Raw genomic sequence first — 20,183 nt, 5'->3', positions numbered from 1 at the left:
GATGAGCCCCAAGCAATCGCCAATCGCGGTCAGCATGGGGGAGCCAGCCGGGATCGGTCCGGAACTCTCCCTGCTTGCCTGGTGGAACCGGAAAGCCTTCAAGCTCCCCTGCTTCTACGTCCGGGGGGACGCGGCCCTTCTTGACGCGCGCGCGAAAAGAGTTGGCCTGAAAACCAGGGTGATTTCCTGCACACCGGAAGACGCACCGAAGGCCTTTAGCAAGGGATTGCCCGTCTTTCAAACCGGGAATTCGCTGGCCGACACACCCGGCGAAGAGCAGGACGCGGCGGCCTCCTCGGTCGTCGAGGCCATTGAAGGCTGCGTCGAAGACATCAGGACCGGACGTGCATCGGCACTCGTCACCAACCCGATCAACAAGGCGGCTCTCTACAAGACCGGTTTTGCGTTTCCCGGTCACACGGAGTTTCTGGGCGCCCTTTCGCAGAAACACTGGCCGGGCCTTGAGGCGAAACCGGTCATGATGATCGCGGGTCCCGAGTTGATGGTCGTGCCCGTTACCATTCATATCGCGATACGGGAGGTTCCCGACGCGCTGAACCGGCAGCTCATTGTCGACACGGCGCTGATCGCGGCGAAGGATCTCCAGACCCGGTTCGGGTATCCGAATCCGAGACTCGCGATTTGCGGCCTCAACCCGCATGCCGGTGAAAACGGCGCGATGGGAAAAGAGGACGAGGACATCGTCAAACCGGCTATCGAACAGCTCAAGGAGATGGGCATTCACGCAACAGGGCCGCATCCTGCCGACACGCTGTTCCATGCCGCGGCGCGGACACAGTATGATTGCGTGCTCGGCATGTATCACGATCAGGTATTAATCCCTGCCAAGACCCTCGGCTTCGATGACAGCGTGAACGTCACACTCGGACTGCCCTTCGTCAGGACGTCGCCCGACCACGGGACCGCCTATTCCATCGCCGGCAGCGGAACCGCGCGTATCGACAGTTTTGCCGCTGCCTTGCGCATGGCGCGCGCCCTGTCAAACCCCGACTTGCTGTAGCTGACCCCGCATGGCCCAGATTGACGACCTGCCCCCGCTGCGCGACGTGATCGCGGCACATGGATTGAACGCCAAAAAATCGCTTGGCCAGAACTTTCTGCTCGATCTCAACCTCACATCGCGCATCGCCCGTTCAGCAGGAGATCTTGCAGAAGCGACGGTTCTGGAAATCGGGCCCGGCCCCGGCGGGCTCACCCGGGCGTTGCTGGCCGCCGGTGCGCGCAAGGTCGTCGCAATCGAGAAGGACGCCAGGTGCCTGCCTGCGCTGGCGGATATCGCCAGCCACTACCCGGGCCGCCTTGAGGTGATCGAAGGCGATGCGCTTCAGCTGGACCCGGTTTCGCTGACCGGGGGCGGCGTTGTCAGGATCGTCGCCAACCTGCCCTACAATGTCGGGACACAGCTGCTTCTGAACTGGATCACGACACCGCAATGGCCGCCCTTCTGGTCCTCGCTGACGCTGATGTTCCAGAAGGAAGTTGCCGAGCGCATTACAGCGGAACCCGGGACGAAGGCCTTCGGACGCCTTGGTGTGCTTGCCGGCTGGCGGTGTCATAGCGGCATTCTCTTCGACATCAGCCCGAAAGCCTTCACACCGCCGCCCAAGGTAACCTCGGCCGTCGTTCACCTGACACCAAGGGCGGATCCCCTGCCTTGCGACCTGAAGTCCCTGGAGAAGATCACCGCAGCGGCATTCGGCCAGCGCCGCAAGATGTTGCGCGCCAGCCTCAAGCCGCTGTCACGGGATGCGGAAGGCCTGATCGAGACAGCCGGCATCAAGCCGACGGCGCGCGCGGAGGAAATCGATATTGAAGGTTTTGTCCGCCTGGCGAACACGTTTCCCCAGTCGCCTGCGGCGTAATACAAACCTCAACAAGTAAAAACCTATTCGATGGTCTTTTTCACTGCTGTCCGTTTCACAAAGTACTGTCGAACTTTGGTCTCTGAGAAAACAAAATAATTCCGCGCGCTGCCAAATCGCGATACGGAATTATTTCCTCGATTTGTCGTCCCGGTTTGCCGCACGCGCGGCAAGACCGGGAACCAGTACTCCATGTGGCCGCAGGCTGAAGGATGAAGGAGAAACAGGTGGTTACTGGGTTCCGGCCTTCCGCTGCGCTTCAGCCGGAATGACAAATTCATTGACTGAGGACCGCGTCGCGAGATGAACTGCGGGTTAATCCGGACAGCAGTGGGTCTTTTTCAGGTTCACCGGCAAGGAGCGATGCGCGGGTCGGCCTGGTTCGCCGGTCGAGCGGCGCGACGCAGTCCGGCGGGCCTGAAAAAACCACCGCAGGCCGCAACATGAGAGCGTTCCGCCGCGTTGCGCATCTTGGCCGATGCCCCACATCGCCCCGCGACACGCTCCTCGCGGAAGACTCTCATGCCACGGTCGAATAGGGTCTTACTTATTGAGGTTGGTATAATGGCGCCGGGTTTTAGTTCTTGTCGCCGAGCTCCGTTTCCAGGTCGTCGACCATGCCCTGGATGAGAGGGCCGATCTTTGGCGAACGGAACTGCTTCAGACGTTCCGCCCTCAAAATGGCTCGGACATTTTCGTAGGCGCGTTCAAGGTCGTCGTTGACAACCACGTAGTCGTATTCGGACCAGTGACGCATTTCGCCAACGGCCGTCTTCATCCGCTTTGCGATGATCTCGTCGGCATCCTCGGCCCGCCGGAACAATCTTGATTTCATCTCGGCGATGGATGGCGGCAAAATGAACACCGAAACCACGTCCGAGCGCATCTTTTCATAGAGCTGAAACGTGCCCTGGATATCGATGTCAAAGAGGATATCGCGGCCACTCTCGATGGCCTCCTCGACCGGGCCGCGCGGTGTTGCGTAATAGTTGCCGTGAACTTCCGCCCATTCCAGAAGCTCATCATGCGCGCGCATCTGCTCGAAGCGCTTCGCATCCAGAAAATGATAGTGAACCCCGTCCACCTCACTGGACCGGCGCGGGCGCGTCGTGACGGAAATGGACAGTTCCAGATTGTCTTCCTTGTCGAGCAGCAATCGGGCGATCGTGGACTTGCCCGCCCCTGACGGAGATGACAGCACCAGCATCAGCCCCCGGCGCTGCTGTTCCGCCTGCTCTGCGCTGACGGTTGTTCCTGCAGGTGTCGCGGTCATGGGTGTCACTCCAGGTTCTGTATCTGCTCACGCATCTGATCGATGACGGCCTTGAGGTCCAGCCCGATTGCCGTCAGATCCACATCATTGGACTTCGAGCACAGCGTATTGGCCTCCCGGTTGAATTCCTGTGCCAGGAAGTCAAGCCGCCGCCCGATGGCGCCTCCGGTTCCCATCAGATCCCGCGCCGCTGATACATGGGCATGCAGCCGGTCGAGTTCTTCCCGGATATCCGCCTTTGTCGCGAGAAACACGGCTTCCTGGTGCAGGCGCTGGGGGTCGAACTGGCCGTCGGATGCTTCCATCAGGTCTGCGACCTGTTTGCGGAGCCGTTCCTTGATCGCGTCCGGATGCCTTGCGGGAAGATCTTCTGCGGCCTGGGTGAGCTGCGATATCCTGTCGAACTGCGCACGGACGACATCGCTGATGGCCTGTCCTTCCGTGTGACGCATGTCGACGAGATCGATCAACGCGGCGTCGAGCGTCGTCAGCAGAGCCCTGTGCAATGCTGCCTGCATCTCCTCGTCGTCTTCCGGCTCCTTCAGTTCGAAGACGCCTTTCTGCGACAGGATCCCGTCGAGCGAGGGCGGCGCGAGATCCGGAACCCGGTCTTTCAGAAGGTCGATGGTCGACAGAACGGCCTCCAGCGCGCTTTCGTTCACCTGGAGGAGCTGTTCCGACTGGTCGCGGTGCATGGCAAGTCCGATCGAGACGTTGCCGCGCCTCAGCACCTTGCTGCAACGTTCGCGGATCTGAGGTTCCAGCGCTTCCAGCCCGGCCGGAATGCGTATCCGCAGATCCAGGGACTTTCCGTTCACCGACCTGAGCTCCCAGGTCCAGCGGACCGCCCCGGATTCCCCAACCGAACGCGCAAACCCCGTCATGCTGGCTAACGCCATTTGCCCCCTCCGGACTTGAGACAGGACTCTCTGCCCTGCCGGTCTCGGATCCTGCGTGCCGATCCGCCTAGTTGGACGTCGCAGGTTCCGTGTTCTGCTGTTGCTCGGCCTGGCGGCGCTGCCGTTCTATCTGCCGCCACTTGCGAACGTTTTCCTGATGCTGCTCATAGGTTTCGGCGAACACATGGCCACCCGTGCCGTCGGCAACAAAGAACAGATCCTGGGTCCGGGACGGGTTTGCCACGGCTTCCATCGCCGCCCTGCCCGGATTGCCGATCGGACCGGGCGGGAGCCCGTCGATCTGGTAGGTATTGTACTGGTTCTGGGCGTTGATCTCGGACTGCTTGATGGCCGAGCGGTCTTGCAGCCAGGCCTCGCCGCCGTAAAGTCCGTACAGGATCGTCGGATCGGACTGCAGGCGCATGTTCTTGTTCAGACGATTGACGAACACACCTGCAACCCTGGGACGTTCATCGGCAAGCGCGGTTTCCTTCTCCACGATCGATGCGAGAACCACAAGTTCCTCGGGCGTGGCAACCGGCAGATCGTCCGTGCGCCGCTCCCAGATTTCAGCAAGAAGCCGCTCTTGCGCCTCTTTCATCTGGCCGAGCACCTCCTGCCGCGTCGTGCCACGCGCGAAGGTGTAGGTCTGTGGCAGCAGGTCCCCTTCCGCCGGGACCTCCGTTATCTCGCCGACGAGGATCGGGTGCCCGCGCACGCGCTCCAAAATCTGTGCGGTCGTCCAGCCTTCGGGGATCGTGACGGAATGCGTCACGGCGTTGCCCTCTACCAGGTCGGTCATGATCTCGTGCATCGACACGCCGGGCGCGAAGGCGTATTCGCCCGCCTTCAGGTCCGTTGCGTTCTTGTAGAACCGGATCCCGAGATTGAAGACCCACTCGTCAAAGACGCTGTCGCCGATGACACCGCTTCCGGCGAGCCTGTTGGTGATACCGGAAAGACCCGATCCCGAAGCGATCACGACGGTTGCGTCCTCGGTCAGGGGACCAGGTTGCTCGAATTTCGTTTTGCCGAAGTAAAGCGCTCCACCCACGGCGGCAAGGCCGAAGACCGCGAGCGTGATGATGAGATTGCTCAGGATCACCAGCGGATTGCGCACATGCCTGGAACGCTGGGGCGGTGCCGGCGCAGGTTCTGGCTGCAACGCTTCGCGGGGGCTTTTCGGCTTTATGCGCATATTGGGTCACACCTCCAAGATTGAGCCCTTTGCACTGAATTGGGCTCAAGCGGACCAGTCATCACATTCATTTCTCCAGTCGGGCTGTGAGAATCAGTCCCGGCCGGACAGAACTTGAAGGGGTTATGCGGCAACTTTACGGAAGACAAGCGATGCGTTCGTCCCGCCAAAGCCGAATGAGTTCGACAAGGCCACATTGATGTCCAGTTGCTTCGGCGCATGCGGCACCAGATCGATCTCCGTTTCCACGGACGGATTGTCGAGATTGATCGTCGGCGGTGCCATGCCGTCCCGGATCGCCAGGATCGAGAAGATGGCCTCGACAGCCCCGGCAGCGCCGAGCAAGTGCCCGATCGACGACTTCGTCGACGACATCGTCAGGCCCGACGCGCTTTCGCCGGCCAGCCTGGTTACGGCGCCGAGCTCGATTTCATCGCCGAGAGGCGTGGAGGTTCCGTGCGCATTGACGTAGTCAATATCCGCAGGCGTGATGCCGGCGCGCTTCAGTGCGGCTTCCATGCACCTGTAGGCACCGTCGCCATCGGAAGACGGCGCCGTGATGTGATAGGCGTCGCCGGAAAGACCGTAGCCGATCACCTCGGCATAGATCGTGGCGCCCCGCTTCACTGCATGTTCGTATTCTTCCAGAACCACAACGCCGGCACCTTCCCCCATGACGAACCCGTCACGGGCGACGTCATACGGGCGGGACCCCTTCTCGGGGGTATCGTTAAACCCGGTCGACAGCGCCCTGCAGGCGGCAAACCCGGCAATCGCCAGACGGCAGACCGGAGATTCCGCACCGCCGGCAACCATCACGTCCGCGTCGCCGAAGGCGATCAGCCGCGATGCATCGCCGATCGCATGCGCGCCCGTCGAACAGGCGGTCACGACGGCATGGTTCGGCCCCTTCAGGCTGTGCCTGATGGAGACGTAGCCGCCGGCAAGGTTGATCAGGCGGCCGGGAATGAAAAAGGGACTGACGCGGCGCGGGCCTTTCTCGGCGAGCAGGTGCGCGCCCTGCTCGATGCCCTGCAAGCCGCCGATACCGGAACCGATCAGCACGCCGGAGCGCGCCTGCTGTTCGTAGGTTTCGGCCTTGAAGCCGGAATCCGCCATCGCCTGATCGGCGGCAGCCATGGCGTAGACGATGAAGTCGTCGACCTTGCGCTGTTCTTTGACGTCCATCCAGTCGTCCGGATTGAACGCCCCTTCCTCGCCAGGGTCGCGGGGGATCTGGGCGGCAATCTGGCAAGCCAGATCGTCGACCTTGAAATTCGTGACCTTGTTGGCCCCGCTCTTTCCTTCGAGGATCCCTTTCCAAGTGGCATCGACGTTACCGCCAAGCGGCGTCACCATGCCCAACCCAGTTACGACAACTCGCCTCATACACCTGCACTTACGTTGGAAGGGCCAGGCGGAGCACTCCCCGCCGGCCCGATCTTAACCCAAATTCAAGCAGGGTTGCCCCTTACTTGTTTGCTTCCAGAAACTTGACCGCGTCACCGACAGTCAGGATGGTCTCGGCAGCCGTGTCGGGAATTTCAACACCGAACTCTTCTTCAAATGCCATGACCAGCTCGACGGTGTCGAGGCTGTCAGCGCCAAGATCATCGATGAAGCTTGCGCCTTCCACAACCTTGTCGGCGTCAACACCGAGGTGTTCAACAACAATTTTCTTCACCCGATCCGCGATATCGCTCATCTTTCACTTCCTTATTTTTCGTCTATTCAGCACTCGCGAAACTGTCTCGGCCCATTGAACAAGGAGACAGTACCAACTCGCGGTCTTGAAGATGTCTCAGCGTCACTGCGCCGGGAGACCGGACCCAACAACGCAATTCGTAACAATCGGCGGGTTGGTAACACACTTTGTTGACCATTACCAGCCAGTCCGGACCGCTTTGAAACGGCCTGGTTTCTTTTTGCCTGCTCGGCAAAATTCCCTTTTAAATCATGGCCATGCCGCCATTGACGTGAAGTGTCTGGCCCGTCACGTACGCGGCCTCTTCGCTCGCCAGATAAAGGACGGCAGAAGCAATCTCGGCAGAGGTGCCCAATCGACCGGCCGGAACGCTCGCCAGAATTGATTCTTTTTGCTTGTCGTTCAGCGCGTCGGTCATGGCCGTTTCGATGAAACCGGGCGCCACGGCATTGACCGTTATGTTCCGGCTCGCCACTTCGCGCGCAAGCGACTTGTACATGCCGATCATTCCCGCCTTTGCCGCGGCATAGTTGACCTGACCGGGATTTCCGGTCACGCCAACCACGGAGGTGATGCCGATGATGCGGCCGGAACGGCGTTTCATCATGCCCTTGATGGCGGCCCGGCAAATGCGGAAACCGGAGCTCAGGTTGACTTCGAGAACCTGGTCCCACTCCTCGTCCTTCATGCGCATGAAGATGTTGTCGCGCGTGATGCCGGCGTTGTTCACGAGAATGTCGACCGACCCCATTTTCTCTTCGGCTGCCGGCAACAGGGCGTCGACGGCCGCACGATCCGACAGGTTGGCCGGTGTCACGTATGCCCGCTCGCCCAGCTCGGATGCCAGTGCTTCCAGCTTTTCAGCGCGTGTGCCCGAAAGGGAAACGGATGCTCCTTGTGCGTGCAACATGCGGGCAATCGCTTCGCCGATGCCACCCGTTGCGCCCGTGACGAGCGCGTTCTTGCCTTCCAAGCTGAACATATGGGGTCCTTCCCTCATCAATCTTCGATCCTGCGCATGGCGGCATCGCGCCACGAGCGATGCGAACTATCCGCCGAGTTTCTCAACCAGGGCGTCAATGTCTTCCGGCGTGTTCACGGCCATGCCCGTCGATTCCTTGTGAATGCGCCTGATCATGCCCGAAAGCACCTTGCCGGTGCCGACCTCGACAAAGGTGTCGACACCCTGACCCGCAAGCCAGAGAACGCTTTCGCGCCAGCGAACCGTACCGGTTACCTGCTCGACCAGCCGCGCGCGAATGTCCGAAGGCTCGGAGATCGGCTCGGCCAGAACGTTGGCAACCAGCGGCACCGCCGGCGATCTGACTTCGGCATTCGCAAGCGCTTCTGACATGGCGTCTGCGGCCGGCGACATCAAGGAGCAGTGAAACGGTGCGCTGACCGGCAGCATCACGGCGCGCCGGGCGCCCTTTGCCTTGGCAATCTCGACCGCGCGCTCAACGGCGGCAAGATGGCCGGAAACCACCACCTGGCCCGGAGCGTTGTCGTTGGCGGCCTGGCAGACCTCGCCCTGCGCGGCCTCCTGGGCGACTTCCGCGGCAACGTCGAAGTCCAGACCGAGCAGGGCCGCCATCGCGCCCATGCCGACCGGAACGGCGTTCTGCATGGCATCCCCGCGCACGCGGAGCAGGCGGGCGGTCGTTGCGATGTCGAGGCTGCCAGCGGCAGCCAGCGCCGAGTATTCTCCAAGGGAATGCCCGGCGACGAAAGCGACGCTTTCTTTCAGGTCCAGTCCTTTCGCCTCCAGCACACGCATCGTGGCGAGGCTCACGGCCATCAGCGCGGGCTGGGCGTTCGCCGTCAGTGTCAGTGTCTCTTCCGGGCCGTTCCACATGATGTCGGACAGTTTCTGCCCGAGCGCGTCGTCCACTTCGTCAAAGACGGCCTTTGCCTCGGGAAAGGTATCGGCAAGCACCTTGCCCATTCCGACGCTCTGGCTGCCCTGGCCTGGAAATGTGAACGCTATGGTCATCTGGATTTTCTCCATATCGGCTGCGGCGCAGATGTTTTCTTTATTCTGGTTCCGCGGCAAGGAAGAGAATGTCTCACGCAGCTTTTCCACACAGCCGCACGACGTTGGCGGCAGCCTATGAAACGGAGACCCATGGCATGTCAAGCCCCAAAGACCAAGTTTGCGCCGGACGAACGGCGCAAAGGGCCCAAACAGCGCGCGCTAGTGCGGTGAATCTGAAGTTCGTTCGAAGCCCGCCGCAACAGGAGTCGAACTTCAGATTCAGGTGACTAGTGCGCGTTCAGCGGGATCAGGTCGTTCAACCAGCGGACAGTCTCTTCTGTAATGCGTGTCTCCTGGACCTCTCCATCCGAATTGCGAAGCTCGGTCTTGCTCAGGAGTTCCACAAAGTGTGTGTTCCGCTGAAGCTTCTTGTACGCCTCCAGAGTGTCCTTGTCCGGTGACCCCTTTTCCAGCGGGGTCTCCGATCCGGCGGATAGCGGTTCGACCCAGTCCGGGTGCCGGCTCAGGATCGACCATGAGTTCGGATAGCCGACCATCAAGACGACACCGATAACAAGCTGACGCCATTGCTCTCCGCCGAAATCCGCTTCGTCGTAATCTTCTTCGGTCAGCAGCAGGCTGTTCTGATACATGAAGACGGCATTTATGATCCGCTTGATGTGACGCGGGTTGCCCGGGAGAAATCGCGCCAATGGCTGAAGCCAGTGGCGGATGGCTTCCTCGACCTCCTCCCGTTGCGCGGCACGGCGCAGCACCGCTTCCTCGCGCACAGCTATCTTCAGGGCGCGGTCTCCTCCAACCGTCCTGCTTTGCTCGGCCCCCACCGCCGAGATCTCCTGCGCGGTACGGGCCTGGGACATCTCGCGGCGGACCCTGAGCAACTGGTCTGGTGACACCTCTGCAGGAAAATCCCCATTCGTCTCATCGCTCCGGGCCTCCGGTTCGCCTCCGTCTTCAACGGAACCGCCCGCTGGTGCATTCAGTCCGGACGTGCGGTTTGCTTCCGCCGCAGCGATTTGATCTCCCGCCGGCTGCGCTGCCGCAGCACCGGCAGATCCGGACCTCCGGCCGGTCAGAACCTCGCGGACATAATCCTCCTTCTTTCCGGATATGCTGGGCAGAATGAAGGAGAGCTGAATGGCCTTTTCGACAAAGCGTCCGCCGAATGTATGCTCCGCGCCGACATCGATCTTGTTCATGTCCTCGTGGCAGACCTCGAAGGCCTGTTCGATCCAGTTTCGGTCGCCGAGAAGCAGATAGACAACCCGCGGGCTCTTGAGGATCGTCTGCAGACCACGGGTCATCTCGACAACGATTTTGGGTTCGCAGCGGTCGATGTCATCGATAATCACGAGAACGGGGCGTTCGACGGCCTCCATCATTTTGGCGAAGTGCCGCCGGAAACGCCTGAGCGGGTCCGTCGAGCCGAGCGCCACTTTCTCGCCGAGCGCATTGCGGCCCGGCGCAAGGGCATCGGCCAATACGGTGACCGCCGCCACGACAAAGGACCCGGACCCCGTGATCAGCGCCAGCACCACCCCGATGCCGGAAGTGGTCGCGACAACTGCCTTGTCGGAACCGGCCGCGACTATGCCGAACTGATAGAGCAGGTAACCGACGACAAAAGACGCACCTGCGATGACAAGCTGGATGGCCACTTTTGGCGTTGTCAGCCGCCACCAGAGTTCCCGGACCCACAAGCCGCGCCAACGGTCGAACCGGTCAAACCAGCTTTCCTGCCTGTTCCTGTAGCTGCCGTCGCCCTTCTGAACGACTTCGGGGCAGCCTTCCTCGCGGATGGCACGGAAACAGGCCTTGCGGATCGTCTGGTAAAAACTCCACCAGGGCGGATCGACATGCTGGTTGAGCCAGGCGTTGTAGGGAACGATGATCCAGGGACGGCGCGCCGTGCGATCATATTTTGCCCGCTCGTTTTCAACGAGGCCACCCTTTTCATGTGCCGCCGCCAGAAACAGCCCGCTCATGTCGGTGCGGTCCGGATACCTCTTTTGCAGGAACTCCGGAACCTTGTCGTCGAGACCGGGATGGAGGGTCCGGGCAATCAGGTTGGCAAAACTCGTCTTGCCTCCTCCCCAGGGCGCATCGACATGTGCAACGAAACCCGGCGCGTCTTCCTGCGACCGCCGAACCGCTCCGTCTCCCAATCCCTGCACATCGCACCAGATCTCGTGCAGCGCCCATGCCAGAGCCATGGCAAGCGGGGCGCGTCCAAGCGCATCGTGATCCCGCTCCGCATCGTCGCGGCGCATGCTGATTTCACCCGTGATGCGTTGCCGGGCCACATCATCGATGTCAAGAAACGCGTCCTGAACACCAGCAGGCGCGTCATTCAGGAACGGCTGCCAGCCCCTGGACACAAGATCGTCGTTCAGCCGGACGGCCTGATCCTCCGGCAGGTCCAAAACGGCGCCCTGCCAATATCTGCGGTCGATGCCGCCGGCTTCAATCGCTTCCGTGCGCGGGACAAGCCTAGATTCGTCGAATTCGAGGACCTCTGTCTGAAAGCCGCTCCAGCCGTCTTCATCCTTCGGGCTCAGTTCGTTCGAGAGCACCGTTCCCGTCCCGACGACGCCACCGGTTTTTTTTGTCCGCCAATAGATGACCACATCGCCCGGTTCGAGATCACGCGGCAAAGCCTTTCTGGTTTTCCACCAGAGCGTTTCGCCTTTCTGAAAGGCTCCCGTTGGCGACCACTGATCCGGGTTGTATTGCAACAGCCAAACATTTCGGGCTGCGGGAACGTTTTCCGATGGTTCCGCTTCTTCTTCAGATGTTTCATCCGCCTCTGTTGGCTCTTCCGGAAACTCCCGCCGCAGTTCTTCCATGCGCCGGTCCACGGCCTCATCCCCGCCCTCTTCGGCGAGGTCCGTCAGCTCGCGAAGCGTTGAATTGACCAGCTCAGGCCCCTCGCGCCACATCGCCTCGGGCAAGGTCACGCGGGCGACCTCAAGTGCCGTGCTTTGGGCCGGACGGCCAGAAAGACGGCTTTCGTACCAGTCGGTCCAGACCTCCCAGTTCTGGCCGAGGGACAGGAGCGTGGATTTCAGGTTTTCCCAGTCCTTATAGAGGTCGTCCGGGATTTGGCTGTCCGGCCAAAGCGGTAGGTCTGCGAGGTCAGCTGGCGAGAGACCGGACATGATCTGACGGCGATCCGTTTCAAGCGCAGTGGGATCTGCAGCGTCGGTGGCAGCGAAGGCGGTGTTGGCAGCGTCGGTGGCGGTGGCGGTGTCGGCGGCGTAGTAGGCGGTGGCGGCGGCGTAATAGGTTGCGGCGGAGGCGTAGTAGGCAGCGTCGTCGGTGGCAGCGGTGCCGGTAGACGCAAAGGCCGAGCCGGTGGCGGTGTTGGCGGCGGCGGCGGTGGCGTCGCCGCGTGATAGGATTTCATCGCTACGGGCTGGATATCGGCCCGCAGCCCATGACGATGCCATGGCGCGGAACAATGGCAGGAGTACTCTCTCAGGAGCTTCCATTTCGAACCGAAACAAGCCATCCAACCTGGGTGCAAGGCGCAGCGCCGATCGGGCCGCGATAACAAGCGCCACCTCTAGAGGTTGCTCTTTCAGCCAGCTCTCAAGTTCTTCGCGGTCAAATTCTTCGGTTGGTTTTGTCATGGCCAATCCCCCACTCACACTCTATGCGCGCAGGTGCTGTCCAGTAAACCTGCCAAGCGTATTCACGTGGTCGGGTCCAAGGCGGGTTTGCCGGGCGAATGATGTGCGACCACTCTTTCAGACAACGTCCGGGCTTCGTCAGGAAAGATGCGCGGCGCGGAAGGTGTTGACGGCCCGCAAATTACAGTCATCTTGCGGTATGGTTCACCCACCGGGCAGATCCCCGCGAGATTTCGCGAACGGCCCCTTGCAATTTCCCGAAATCAGAGTATACAGCGCGCTTCATCCGGGCTTTGGCCGGGGGCTGAACGGAAGGGCGCTTGCCAGGAGCTTTTCAAAAGATCCGACTTCCCGTGTTCCCACTCCCGTAAGATTTCTCGTGCGCCTTTCCGGGTCTACGAGGAGGCTTTGCGCCAATCCCGCGTTGTCAACACGAAGAAAGGCTTGTTTCATGCCTCTTTATGAGCACGTATTCCTGGCGCGCCAGGACGTTTCGGCCCAGCAGGTCGAGACGCTCGTCGAACAGTACAAGGGCCTCATCGAAGGCGCTGGCGGTTCTGTCGGCAAGATCGAAAACTGGGGTCTGCGGACCCTTGCATACCGCATCAAGAAGAACCGCAAGGCTCACTACACCCTGATGAACATCACGGCGCCGCACGCTGCTGTTGCCGAGATGGAGCGTCAGATGGGCCTCAGCGAAGATGTCCTTCGCTTCATGACCTTCAAGGTCGACGAACTGGATGAAGAACCGTCCGCAATGATGCAGAAGCGTGACCGCGACGACCGCCGTGGCGGTGGCCGTGGTGATCGTGGCGACCGCGGTGATCGTGGCGATCGCGGCGAGCGTTCCGGTGGCGGCCGTCCGCCGCGCCGTGGTGACGAGGAGTAAGAGACAATGGTTGATATTGCACAGCTTCCGAGCCGCCGTCCCTTCTTCCGCCGCAGGAAGACCTGCCCGTTCTCCGGTTCCAACGCACCGAAGATCGACTACAAGGACATCCGTCTTCTGCAGCGCTACATTTCCGAGCGTGGCAAGATCGTTCCGAGCCGCATCACCGCGGTTTCCGCGAAAAAGCAGCGTGAACTGGCCCGCGCCATCAAGCGTGCCCGGCTTCTCGGCCTGCTGCCGTTCGTGATCAGCTAAGGTTTCTGCAACGAAACCCGTTCTCCCGGGGCGACCCGGGAGATCCGTATTGGGACCGCGGAGAAACGGTCTCTAACCGCCCAAGGGCGGGACAGTAGGAGAAACAAAATGCAAATCATTCTTCTTGAGCGCATCGCCAAGCTCGGCCAGATGGGTGACACCGTCCGCGTTCGTGACGGCTATGCCCGCAACTACCTGCTGCCGCAAGGCAAGGCGCTTCGTGCCAACAAGGCCAACCTGGAGCGTTTCGAGCGTGAACGCGCGCAACTCGAAGCACGCAACCTGGAACGCAAGAGCGAAGCCGAAGCCGTCGCGTCCAAGCTGGACGGCGAAGCCCTGGTCATGATCCGGTCCGCCGGTGAAACGGGCCAGCTCTACGGTTCCGTTTCAACACGCGACATCGCCGAAGGCCTGACCGAGGCCGGCTTCTCCGTCGCCCGCAGCCAGGTCGAACTGCGCTCCCCGATCAAGACGATCGGCCTGCACAGCGTCCTGATCCGCCTGCACCCGGAAGTCGAAGTCACTGTCAGCGTGAACGTCGCCCGCTCCGAAGACGAAGCGGTTCGCCAGGCTGCCGGTGAAGACCTCACCACGCCCGAGCAGGACGTCTTCGAATTCGAAGAGGACGAAGAAGCAGAAGCCGAAGCCGAAGACGGCGAAGCTGCAGACGAGACCGATGGCGAGGCTGTCGAGGACGTTGCAGCCGAGGAAGAAGAAACAGCCTGACCGGCTGAAGAATCATTCCGGCAGATTTAAGGAACGGCGCTGCTTGCAGCGCCGTTTTTTTGTTTTGCCGGCAATCCTTGCAGCACGCCCTGACTGCCTCCCTAAAGCAACGGGTCCGGAACCTCAGGCAAGGCTTTGAAAGCACAGCAGAATTCGTTAACTGATCATTAACGCATTTGAAAACATAATTGATTTCAATGACTAAGCTCTATCGCCTTGAGTCTTCAAAGAGGTTCGGAGTCAAGATGGATTTGAGTCTTTCCCCGCTGATCTGCACAAGCCGGTGGGAAACAATGACAGCTGTTTTTGAGCCTTGAGACGGCCAGCAAGTGAAGGTATGCCGAATGAACTTGGGTCATCGGGGGTCGGTATGAAGGGCACACTTAAGAAGGTCGAAACGGAAGAAGACGTTCAACGTCTCGCGCCGCATAATGCAGAAGCTGAACGGCAGTTGCTGGGCGCCATCCTGGTGAACAATGAAACCTTCTACCGGGTCTCCGACTTTCTGGAACCGCACCACCTTTTCGTGCCGTCCCATCAGGACATCTACGAGAAAATCGGCCATCTGATCCGTGCCGGCAAGACCGCGTCTCCGATCACGCTGAAAACCTTCTATCCGGCAGACGCGAAAATCGCAGACCTGTCCGCGACCCAGTTCCTGCTGCGCCTGGCAGGTGACGCCGCCTCCATCATCAACGCCGAAGACTACGGACGCACGATCTACGATCTCGCGATCCGCCGGAACCTGATCCGGATCGGCGAAGACATGGTCAACATCGCGTTCGATGCGCCGATCGACGTTCCTCCGGGGCAACAGATCGACGACGCGGAGCGCCGGCTGTTCGAGCTTGCCGAAACGGGGCGCAGCGAAGGCGGGTTCGTTGCCTTCGGCGACGCGCTGACGGAAACGATCGAAATGGCGCATGCAGCCTACAACCGCGAAGGTGCCCTTTCCGGCATTTCCACCGGGCTCCGGGAGCTGGACCGGCTGATGGGCGGTCTGCAGCATTCGGACCTGATCGTTCTTGCCGGCCGTCCAGCCATGGGCAAAACCTCGCTTGCCACCAACATCGCCTACAACATCGCGCAGGCCTACAAGGCGGAAGAGCAGAAGGACGGCGCAATCAAGACCGTGAATGGCGGCGTCGTCGGGTTCTTCTCGCTTGAAATGTCGGCGGAACAGCTGGCAACCCGTATCATTTCCGAACAGGCAGAGATCTCCTCCTCCAAGATCCGCCGCGGCGACATCACGGAGGCTGAATTCGAGAAACTTGCCGCCTGCGCGCAGACCATGCAGTCGGTTCCACTGCATGTCGACCAGACCGGCGGCATCTCCATTGCCTCTCTCGTGGCAAAGGCCCGCAGGCTCAAGCGGCAGCGCGGACTGGACCTGCTTGTCGTGGACTACATCCAGCTTCTGTCCGGATCTGCAAAGAACTCCGGCAACAGGGTCCAGGAGATCACGGAAATCACGACCGGCCTGAAAGCTCTCGCCAAGGAGTTGAACGTGCCGATCATTGCCCTCTCCCAGCTTTCCCGCCAGGTCGAATCGCGCGACGACAAACGCCCCATGATGTCGGACCTGCGCGAATCCGGTTCCATCGAGCAGGATGCCGACGTCGTTCTGTTCGTCTACCGCGAGGAATATTACCTCTCCAAGACGGAACCCGAAGTCGGATCGCCCGAATATGCCGCCTGGGAGGCCAAGCATGATGCGGCGAAAGGCAAGGCCGAAGTGATTATCGCCAAGCAGCGGCACGGACCGACGGGCACCGCCAATCTGCACTTCCAGGGCGAATTCACCCGCTTTTCGGATCTTGCGGAAGACGATCATCTGCCGCAGCGCTACGAGTAGGTCCGCAGCAGTGTGCCGGCACACTTTCTGACAATTCGAACACAATGCACCAAATGGTAGATATACTTTCCTATGCACAACCAGATTTAGCGCAATTTCGAATTGTATGAATTGACAATTTTAAACCATCTTTAAGCCTCGATACTTACTTTAGGGCAATAAAATTAAGTCTGTTGTGTCTCGTACCGGAAACGACCCTTGTGATTTCACCGACACAAAAATTGCTGGAGGAGACCAGGATCTTTCCGCGCAAGCGCTGCAAGTGGCCTGGAATCCTGAAATTCGAGAAGAGCCATCAACCCTGCGTCGTTGAAGACATCAGCGCAGGCGGTTGCCGTATTGCGACCAAGACCAAAGGCCTGAAAAGCAACCAGAAAATCGTCCTCGAAGTGGAAAGCAAGAAGCTGCGCTTTCACGGTGAAGTCCGGTGGATCCGGACAGATGAAGCCGGCATCGAATTCCTCTACCAGGACTGATCTCATTTCCGGCAGCTGGTGCCCTCGGACGTGCGGAAAAAATGACCTGCGCCGCAAATATTTGAATTGGAACTCCTCCCGGAAAATGCTCTAGACTGGCGCACGAATCCTTGAGCCGTCGCATGTGCCGGAGCAGCGCCAGACAGTGTCAGCACCCCCAGAAAACCGATTTCCGTCCGATCTCTATGGCGGCAGGCTTACAATCGACGTTGACGCAGTTTCGCAGAATTGGCGCTTTCTCAACGACAGGCTGAACGGAAACAGCGAATGCGCGGCGGCCATCAAGGCCGACGCCTACGGGACCGGCCAGAGAGAGGTCGGCCAGGCGCTTTTCGCAGCCGGGTGCCGGACCTTCTTCGTCGCGGTGCCGGCCGAGGCGGTTGCGTTGCGGCAGGTTTTGCCGGATGCCATCATCTACGCCCTGAACGGTCTCCTGCCCGGCACAAGCGGTGCCTACCTTGAGCACGACATACGGCCGGTGCTCGGGTCTCTGGCCGAAGTGGAAGAATGGACCGGCCTGTGCAAGGCATCCGGCAGGTCGTTCGATGCCGCCGTACACGTGGACACCGGAATTCACCGTCTCGGTCTTTCTCCGGAGGAATTTACCCGATCGCTCGGTGATCCAGGCGTCATGGGTCCGTTCGTGCCATCGCTTCTGATGAGCCACCTGGCCTGCGGGTCGACACCGGCGCATGAGATGAACAGGCGCCAGCTGGATCTCTTTCGCGACGTGACGGCGCCCCACGCGCATCTTCCAAGGTCGCTGGCAAATTCCGCGGGTGTCCTTATGGGAGGAGACTATCATTTCAATGTCGTACGGCCAGGTATCTCGCTTTACGGTGGTCAGGCGATCGAGGATGAACCCAACCCGATGACACCCGTCGCCAAGGTCGAGGCACGCATCATGATCGTGCGCGACGTGCCGGAAGGCGACACGATCGGCTACGGCGCGCTGCATACGGCCAAACGCCCTCTCAGGAACGCCGTGGTGGCTGCCGGCTATGCTGACGGCATGCTGCGCCGGGCCGGTTCGACGGACGAACGGCCCGGCGGCTTCGCCATGATCGCGGGCCACAAGGCACCCATCCTCGGCCGGATCTCCATGGACATGATCACGCTGGATGTCACCGACGTACCCGAACACCTCGTCGAACGCGGCGCATATGTGGAAATGATGGGCCCCAATGTTGCAGCGGCGGACCTTGCGGCTTATGCGGACACAATCGACTACGAATACCTGACAAGTCTCGGGCGGCGCTTCGAACGCGTCTACGCCCCCCTCACCTGATTGGAGATTGAATGGCTCGGCGGTCCACATCCTTTGTCTGCCAGTCATGCGGCGCGGTGACCGCGAAATGGGTCGGCCGCTGCGAATCCTGCGGTGAATGGAACACGATCGTCGAGGAACAGTCGGGCGGCGGCATCGGCGGCGGCCCGGCGCGCGCCGCGCGCAGCAAGGGCCGCGTCGTTCCGCTCGTCGGTCTGTCGGGGGACACGAAGGAAGCGCCCCGGATACAGACGAATGTCGCTGAACTGGACAGGGTGACAGGCGGAGGCTTTGTCCGCGGTTCCGCGCTGCTGGTCGGCGGCGACCCGGGGATCGGAAAATCGACGCTGCTGGTGCAGGCGGCGGCACAGCTTGCCCATCTCGGCCACAAGACGGTGTATATTTCCGGCGAAGAGGCCATAGGACAGGTGCGGCTGCGTGCCGAGCGCCTCGGCCTCTCCGATGCGCCTGTTGCCCTGGCGGCCGAAACCAGCGTTGAAGACATTCTCGCAACGCTCGAGGCAGACAAGCCGCCGGCAATGCTGATCCTCGATTCCGTTCAGACCCTGTGGACCGACCAGGTGGAATCGCCGCCCGGAACCGTGACGCAGGTGCGCGCATCGGCGCAGGCCATGGTGCGCTACGCCAAGAAGAACGGCACGACCCTGGTGCTGGTGGGCCACGTCACCAAGGATGGTCAGATCGCCGGCCCCAGGGTTGTCGAACACATGGTCGACGCCGTGCTCTATTTCGAAGGCGACGGGGCGCACCAGTACCGCATCCTGCGGTCGGTCAAGAACCGTTTCGGGGCCACTGACGAAATCGGCGTCTTCGAAATGACGGGAAAAGGTCTCGTGGAAGTCGCCAATCCGTCGGCGCTCTTCCTTGGCGACCGGACCACTTCGGCCCCCGGGGCGGCAGTCTTCGCCGGGCTGGAAGGCTCGCGTCCGCTGCTCATCGAAATCCAGGCCCTCGTGGCCCAGTCGTCGCTCGGCACACCGCGCCGTGCCGTCATCGGGTGGGACAATGCACGGCTCTCCATGATCCTGGCCGTGCTCGAAGCCCGGTGCGGCGTCCGCTTTTCACAACACGATGTCTACCTGAACGTGGCAGGCGGCCTTAAAATCAACGAACCCGGGGCCGATCTTGCCGTCGCTGCGGCCCTGATATCATCGCTCAGCGGGCTTGCCCTTCCGGCCAATTGCGTCTATTTCGGCGAGGTCAGCTTATCGGGAGCCATCCGGCCGGTGGCCCAGGCCCAGTCCAGGCTCAAGGAAGCGGAAAAACTCGGCTTCGACCAGGCGATGTGTCCGGAAGGAAACCTGAAGGACGGTGCCGGGTCGCCATTCAAGGCTTCGGGCCTTGCGGAACTTGGGGACTTTGTCGCCAAACTGTCCGCTGAGGCTGGTGCGTCGGGGGGCACTTGACGCAATATGCCGGGCGGATCGGGATTGAGATTGAAGCTCATTTGAGCGCCAGACAAAGGGACTTTTCAGGAACATGCCGATAACCATTCTGGACGGACTGCTCTTGGCCATCATGTTCATTTCGGCGGTTCTGGCGATGATCCGCGGTTTTGTCCGGGAAGTTCTGTCAATCGTTTCCTGGGTTGCAGCGGCAGCTGCGGCATTTCTGCTCTACGAGCGGGTCTTGCCATATGCAAAACAATACATATCTCACGATCTGGTTGCCGCCGGAGCTTCGGCAGCGGCCGTATTCCTGGTGACGCTGGTGATTGTCAGCTACATCACGATGCGGATCTCCGACTTCGTCCTGGACAGCCGGATCGGCGCTCTCGACCGGACCCTCGGTTTCGTGTTCGGAGCCGTGCGCGGCCTGCTTCTGGTCGTCGTTGCGATGATGTTTTTTGACTGGTTCGTGCCTAATGACCAACAACCGGAATGGGTTAAGGATGCAAAGTCGCGTCCAATCTTGAAGTCCGTAGGTGAAAGGCTTGTCGCCGTTCTGCCGGAAGACCCGGAAAAGGCGCTTCTCGAGAGAATCCGCGATGCTGATCTGGGCGGCAGCGATGCCAGCGCACCTTCGGAAGAGCCGGAATACAGCGACGCGGAACGTCAGGGGCTGGAGCAACTGACGAGCGATAACAACTGACGCCCGAAGGGGCGCAC

The 20,183-nt window shown here is 60.8% G+C and carries 18 protein-coding genes; 10 read left to right on the top strand and 8 right to left on the bottom strand.

What is annotated here, in order from left to right:
* The first annotated feature begins 1 nt into the window (after position 1).
* Together pdxA and rsmA are read left to right on the top strand one after the other, a co-directional pair.
* Positions 2–1,021: a 4-hydroxythreonine-4-phosphate dehydrogenase PdxA gene (gene pdxA / locus ACO07N_RS19390; protein ID WP_421982600.1), complete on the top strand. Its 1,020-nt coding sequence runs from the start codon at positions 2–4 to the stop codon at positions 1,019–1,021.
* Positions 1,022–1,031: 10 nt separating this feature from the next.
* Positions 1,032–1,883, top strand: a complete 852-nt coding sequence (rsmA, locus tag ACO07N_RS19385) for a 16S rRNA (adenine(1518)-N(6)/adenine(1519)-N(6))-dimethyltransferase RsmA (protein ID WP_421982599.1) — start codon at positions 1,032–1,034, stop codon at positions 1,881–1,883.
* 577 nt (positions 1,884–2,460) lie between these two features.
* On the opposite strand, the gene gmk is transcribed toward rsmA, so the two are convergent.
* From gmk to ACO07N_RS19345, 8 genes are all read right to left on the bottom strand, one after another.
* A complete protein-coding gene (gmk, locus tag ACO07N_RS19380; RefSeq protein WP_421982598.1) occupies positions 2,461–3,156 on the bottom strand; it encodes a guanylate kinase in 696 nt (231 codons plus the stop codon).
* Positions 3,157–3,161: 5 nt separating this feature from the next.
* Positions 3,162–4,055: a YicC/YloC family endoribonuclease gene (locus ACO07N_RS19375; protein ID WP_421982597.1), complete on the bottom strand. Its 894-nt coding sequence runs from the start codon at positions 4,053–4,055 to the stop codon at positions 3,162–3,164.
* Between the two features lie 67 nt (positions 4,056–4,122).
* Positions 4,123–5,253: an endolytic transglycosylase MltG gene (gene mltG / locus ACO07N_RS19370; RefSeq protein ID WP_421982596.1), complete on the bottom strand. Its 1,131-nt coding sequence runs from the start codon at positions 5,251–5,253 to the stop codon at positions 4,123–4,125.
* 123 nt (positions 5,254–5,376) lie between these two features.
* Positions 5,377–6,642, bottom strand: a complete 1,266-nt coding sequence (gene fabF / locus ACO07N_RS19365) for a beta-ketoacyl-ACP synthase II (protein WP_421982595.1) — start codon at positions 6,640–6,642, stop codon at positions 5,377–5,379.
* An 82-nt stretch (positions 6,643–6,724) separates the two neighbouring features.
* Positions 6,725–6,958, bottom strand: coding sequence for an acyl carrier protein (locus tag ACO07N_RS19360; RefSeq protein WP_006931822.1), 234 nt, complete (start codon positions 6,956–6,958; stop codon positions 6,725–6,727).
* Between the two features lie 244 nt (positions 6,959–7,202).
* Positions 7,203–7,940, bottom strand: a complete 738-nt coding sequence (gene fabG, locus ACO07N_RS19355) for a 3-oxoacyl-[acyl-carrier-protein] reductase (protein ID WP_421982594.1) — start codon at positions 7,938–7,940, stop codon at positions 7,203–7,205.
* A 66-nt stretch (positions 7,941–8,006) separates the two neighbouring features.
* A complete protein-coding gene (fabD, locus tag ACO07N_RS19350; RefSeq protein WP_421982593.1) occupies positions 8,007–8,951 on the bottom strand; it encodes an ACP S-malonyltransferase in 945 nt (314 codons plus the stop codon).
* 269 nt (positions 8,952–9,220) lie between these two features.
* On the bottom strand, positions 9,221–12,586 hold the full coding sequence (locus ACO07N_RS19345) for a P-loop NTPase fold protein (protein WP_421982592.1): 3,366 nt from the start codon (positions 12,584–12,586) through the stop codon (positions 9,221–9,223).
* Positions 12,587–13,037: 451 nt separating this feature from the next.
* Here ACO07N_RS19345 and rpsF point away from each other — a divergent pair, with 451 nt between their 5' ends.
* The 8 genes from rpsF (at position 13,038) to ACO07N_RS19305 (ending at position 20,166) form a co-directional block, all read left to right on the top strand.
* Complete coding sequence (rpsF, locus tag ACO07N_RS19340; protein ID WP_421982591.1) at positions 13,038–13,475, top strand: 30S ribosomal protein S6; 438 nt, start codon at positions 13,038–13,040, stop codon at positions 13,473–13,475.
* Positions 13,476–13,481: 6 nt separating this feature from the next.
* Positions 13,482–13,730: a 30S ribosomal protein S18 gene (gene rpsR / locus ACO07N_RS19335; RefSeq protein WP_029066450.1), complete on the top strand. Its 249-nt coding sequence runs from the start codon at positions 13,482–13,484 to the stop codon at positions 13,728–13,730.
* A 108-nt stretch (positions 13,731–13,838) separates the two neighbouring features.
* The gene (rplI, locus tag ACO07N_RS19330; protein ID WP_421982590.1) at positions 13,839–14,456 is read left to right on the top strand and encodes a 50S ribosomal protein L9; all 618 of its coding nucleotides are present in this window, start codon (positions 13,839–13,841) and stop codon (positions 14,454–14,456) included.
* A gap of 370 nt (positions 14,457–14,826) precedes the next feature.
* Positions 14,827–16,311, top strand: coding sequence for a replicative DNA helicase (locus ACO07N_RS19325; protein ID WP_421982589.1), 1,485 nt, complete (start codon positions 14,827–14,829; stop codon positions 16,309–16,311).
* 200 nt (positions 16,312–16,511) lie between these two features.
* Entirely contained in the window at positions 16,512–16,787 is a 276-nt protein-coding gene (locus ACO07N_RS19320; protein WP_421982588.1) for a PilZ domain-containing protein, read from the top strand.
* A 145-nt stretch (positions 16,788–16,932) separates the two neighbouring features.
* Positions 16,933–18,075, top strand: a complete 1,143-nt coding sequence (gene alr, locus ACO07N_RS19315; protein ID WP_421982587.1) for an alanine racemase — start codon at positions 16,933–16,935, stop codon at positions 18,073–18,075.
* 11 nt (positions 18,076–18,086) lie between these two features.
* The gene (radA, locus tag ACO07N_RS19310) at positions 18,087–19,481 is read left to right on the top strand and encodes a DNA repair protein RadA (RefSeq protein WP_421982586.1); all 1,395 of its coding nucleotides are present in this window, start codon (positions 18,087–18,089) and stop codon (positions 19,479–19,481) included.
* A gap of 73 nt (positions 19,482–19,554) precedes the next feature.
* The gene (locus ACO07N_RS19305; protein WP_421982585.1) at positions 19,555–20,166 is read left to right on the top strand and encodes a CvpA family protein; all 612 of its coding nucleotides are present in this window, start codon (positions 19,555–19,557) and stop codon (positions 20,164–20,166) included.
* The last annotated feature ends 17 nt before the right edge of the window (positions 20,167–20,183 follow it).

Origin of the sequence: Roseibium sp., from assembly GCF_965229775.1 — a bacterium.
Taxonomy (GTDB): Bacteria; Pseudomonadota; Alphaproteobacteria; order Rhizobiales; family Stappiaceae; genus Roseibium.
This window is presented reverse-complemented; position numbering and strand designations above follow the sequence as displayed.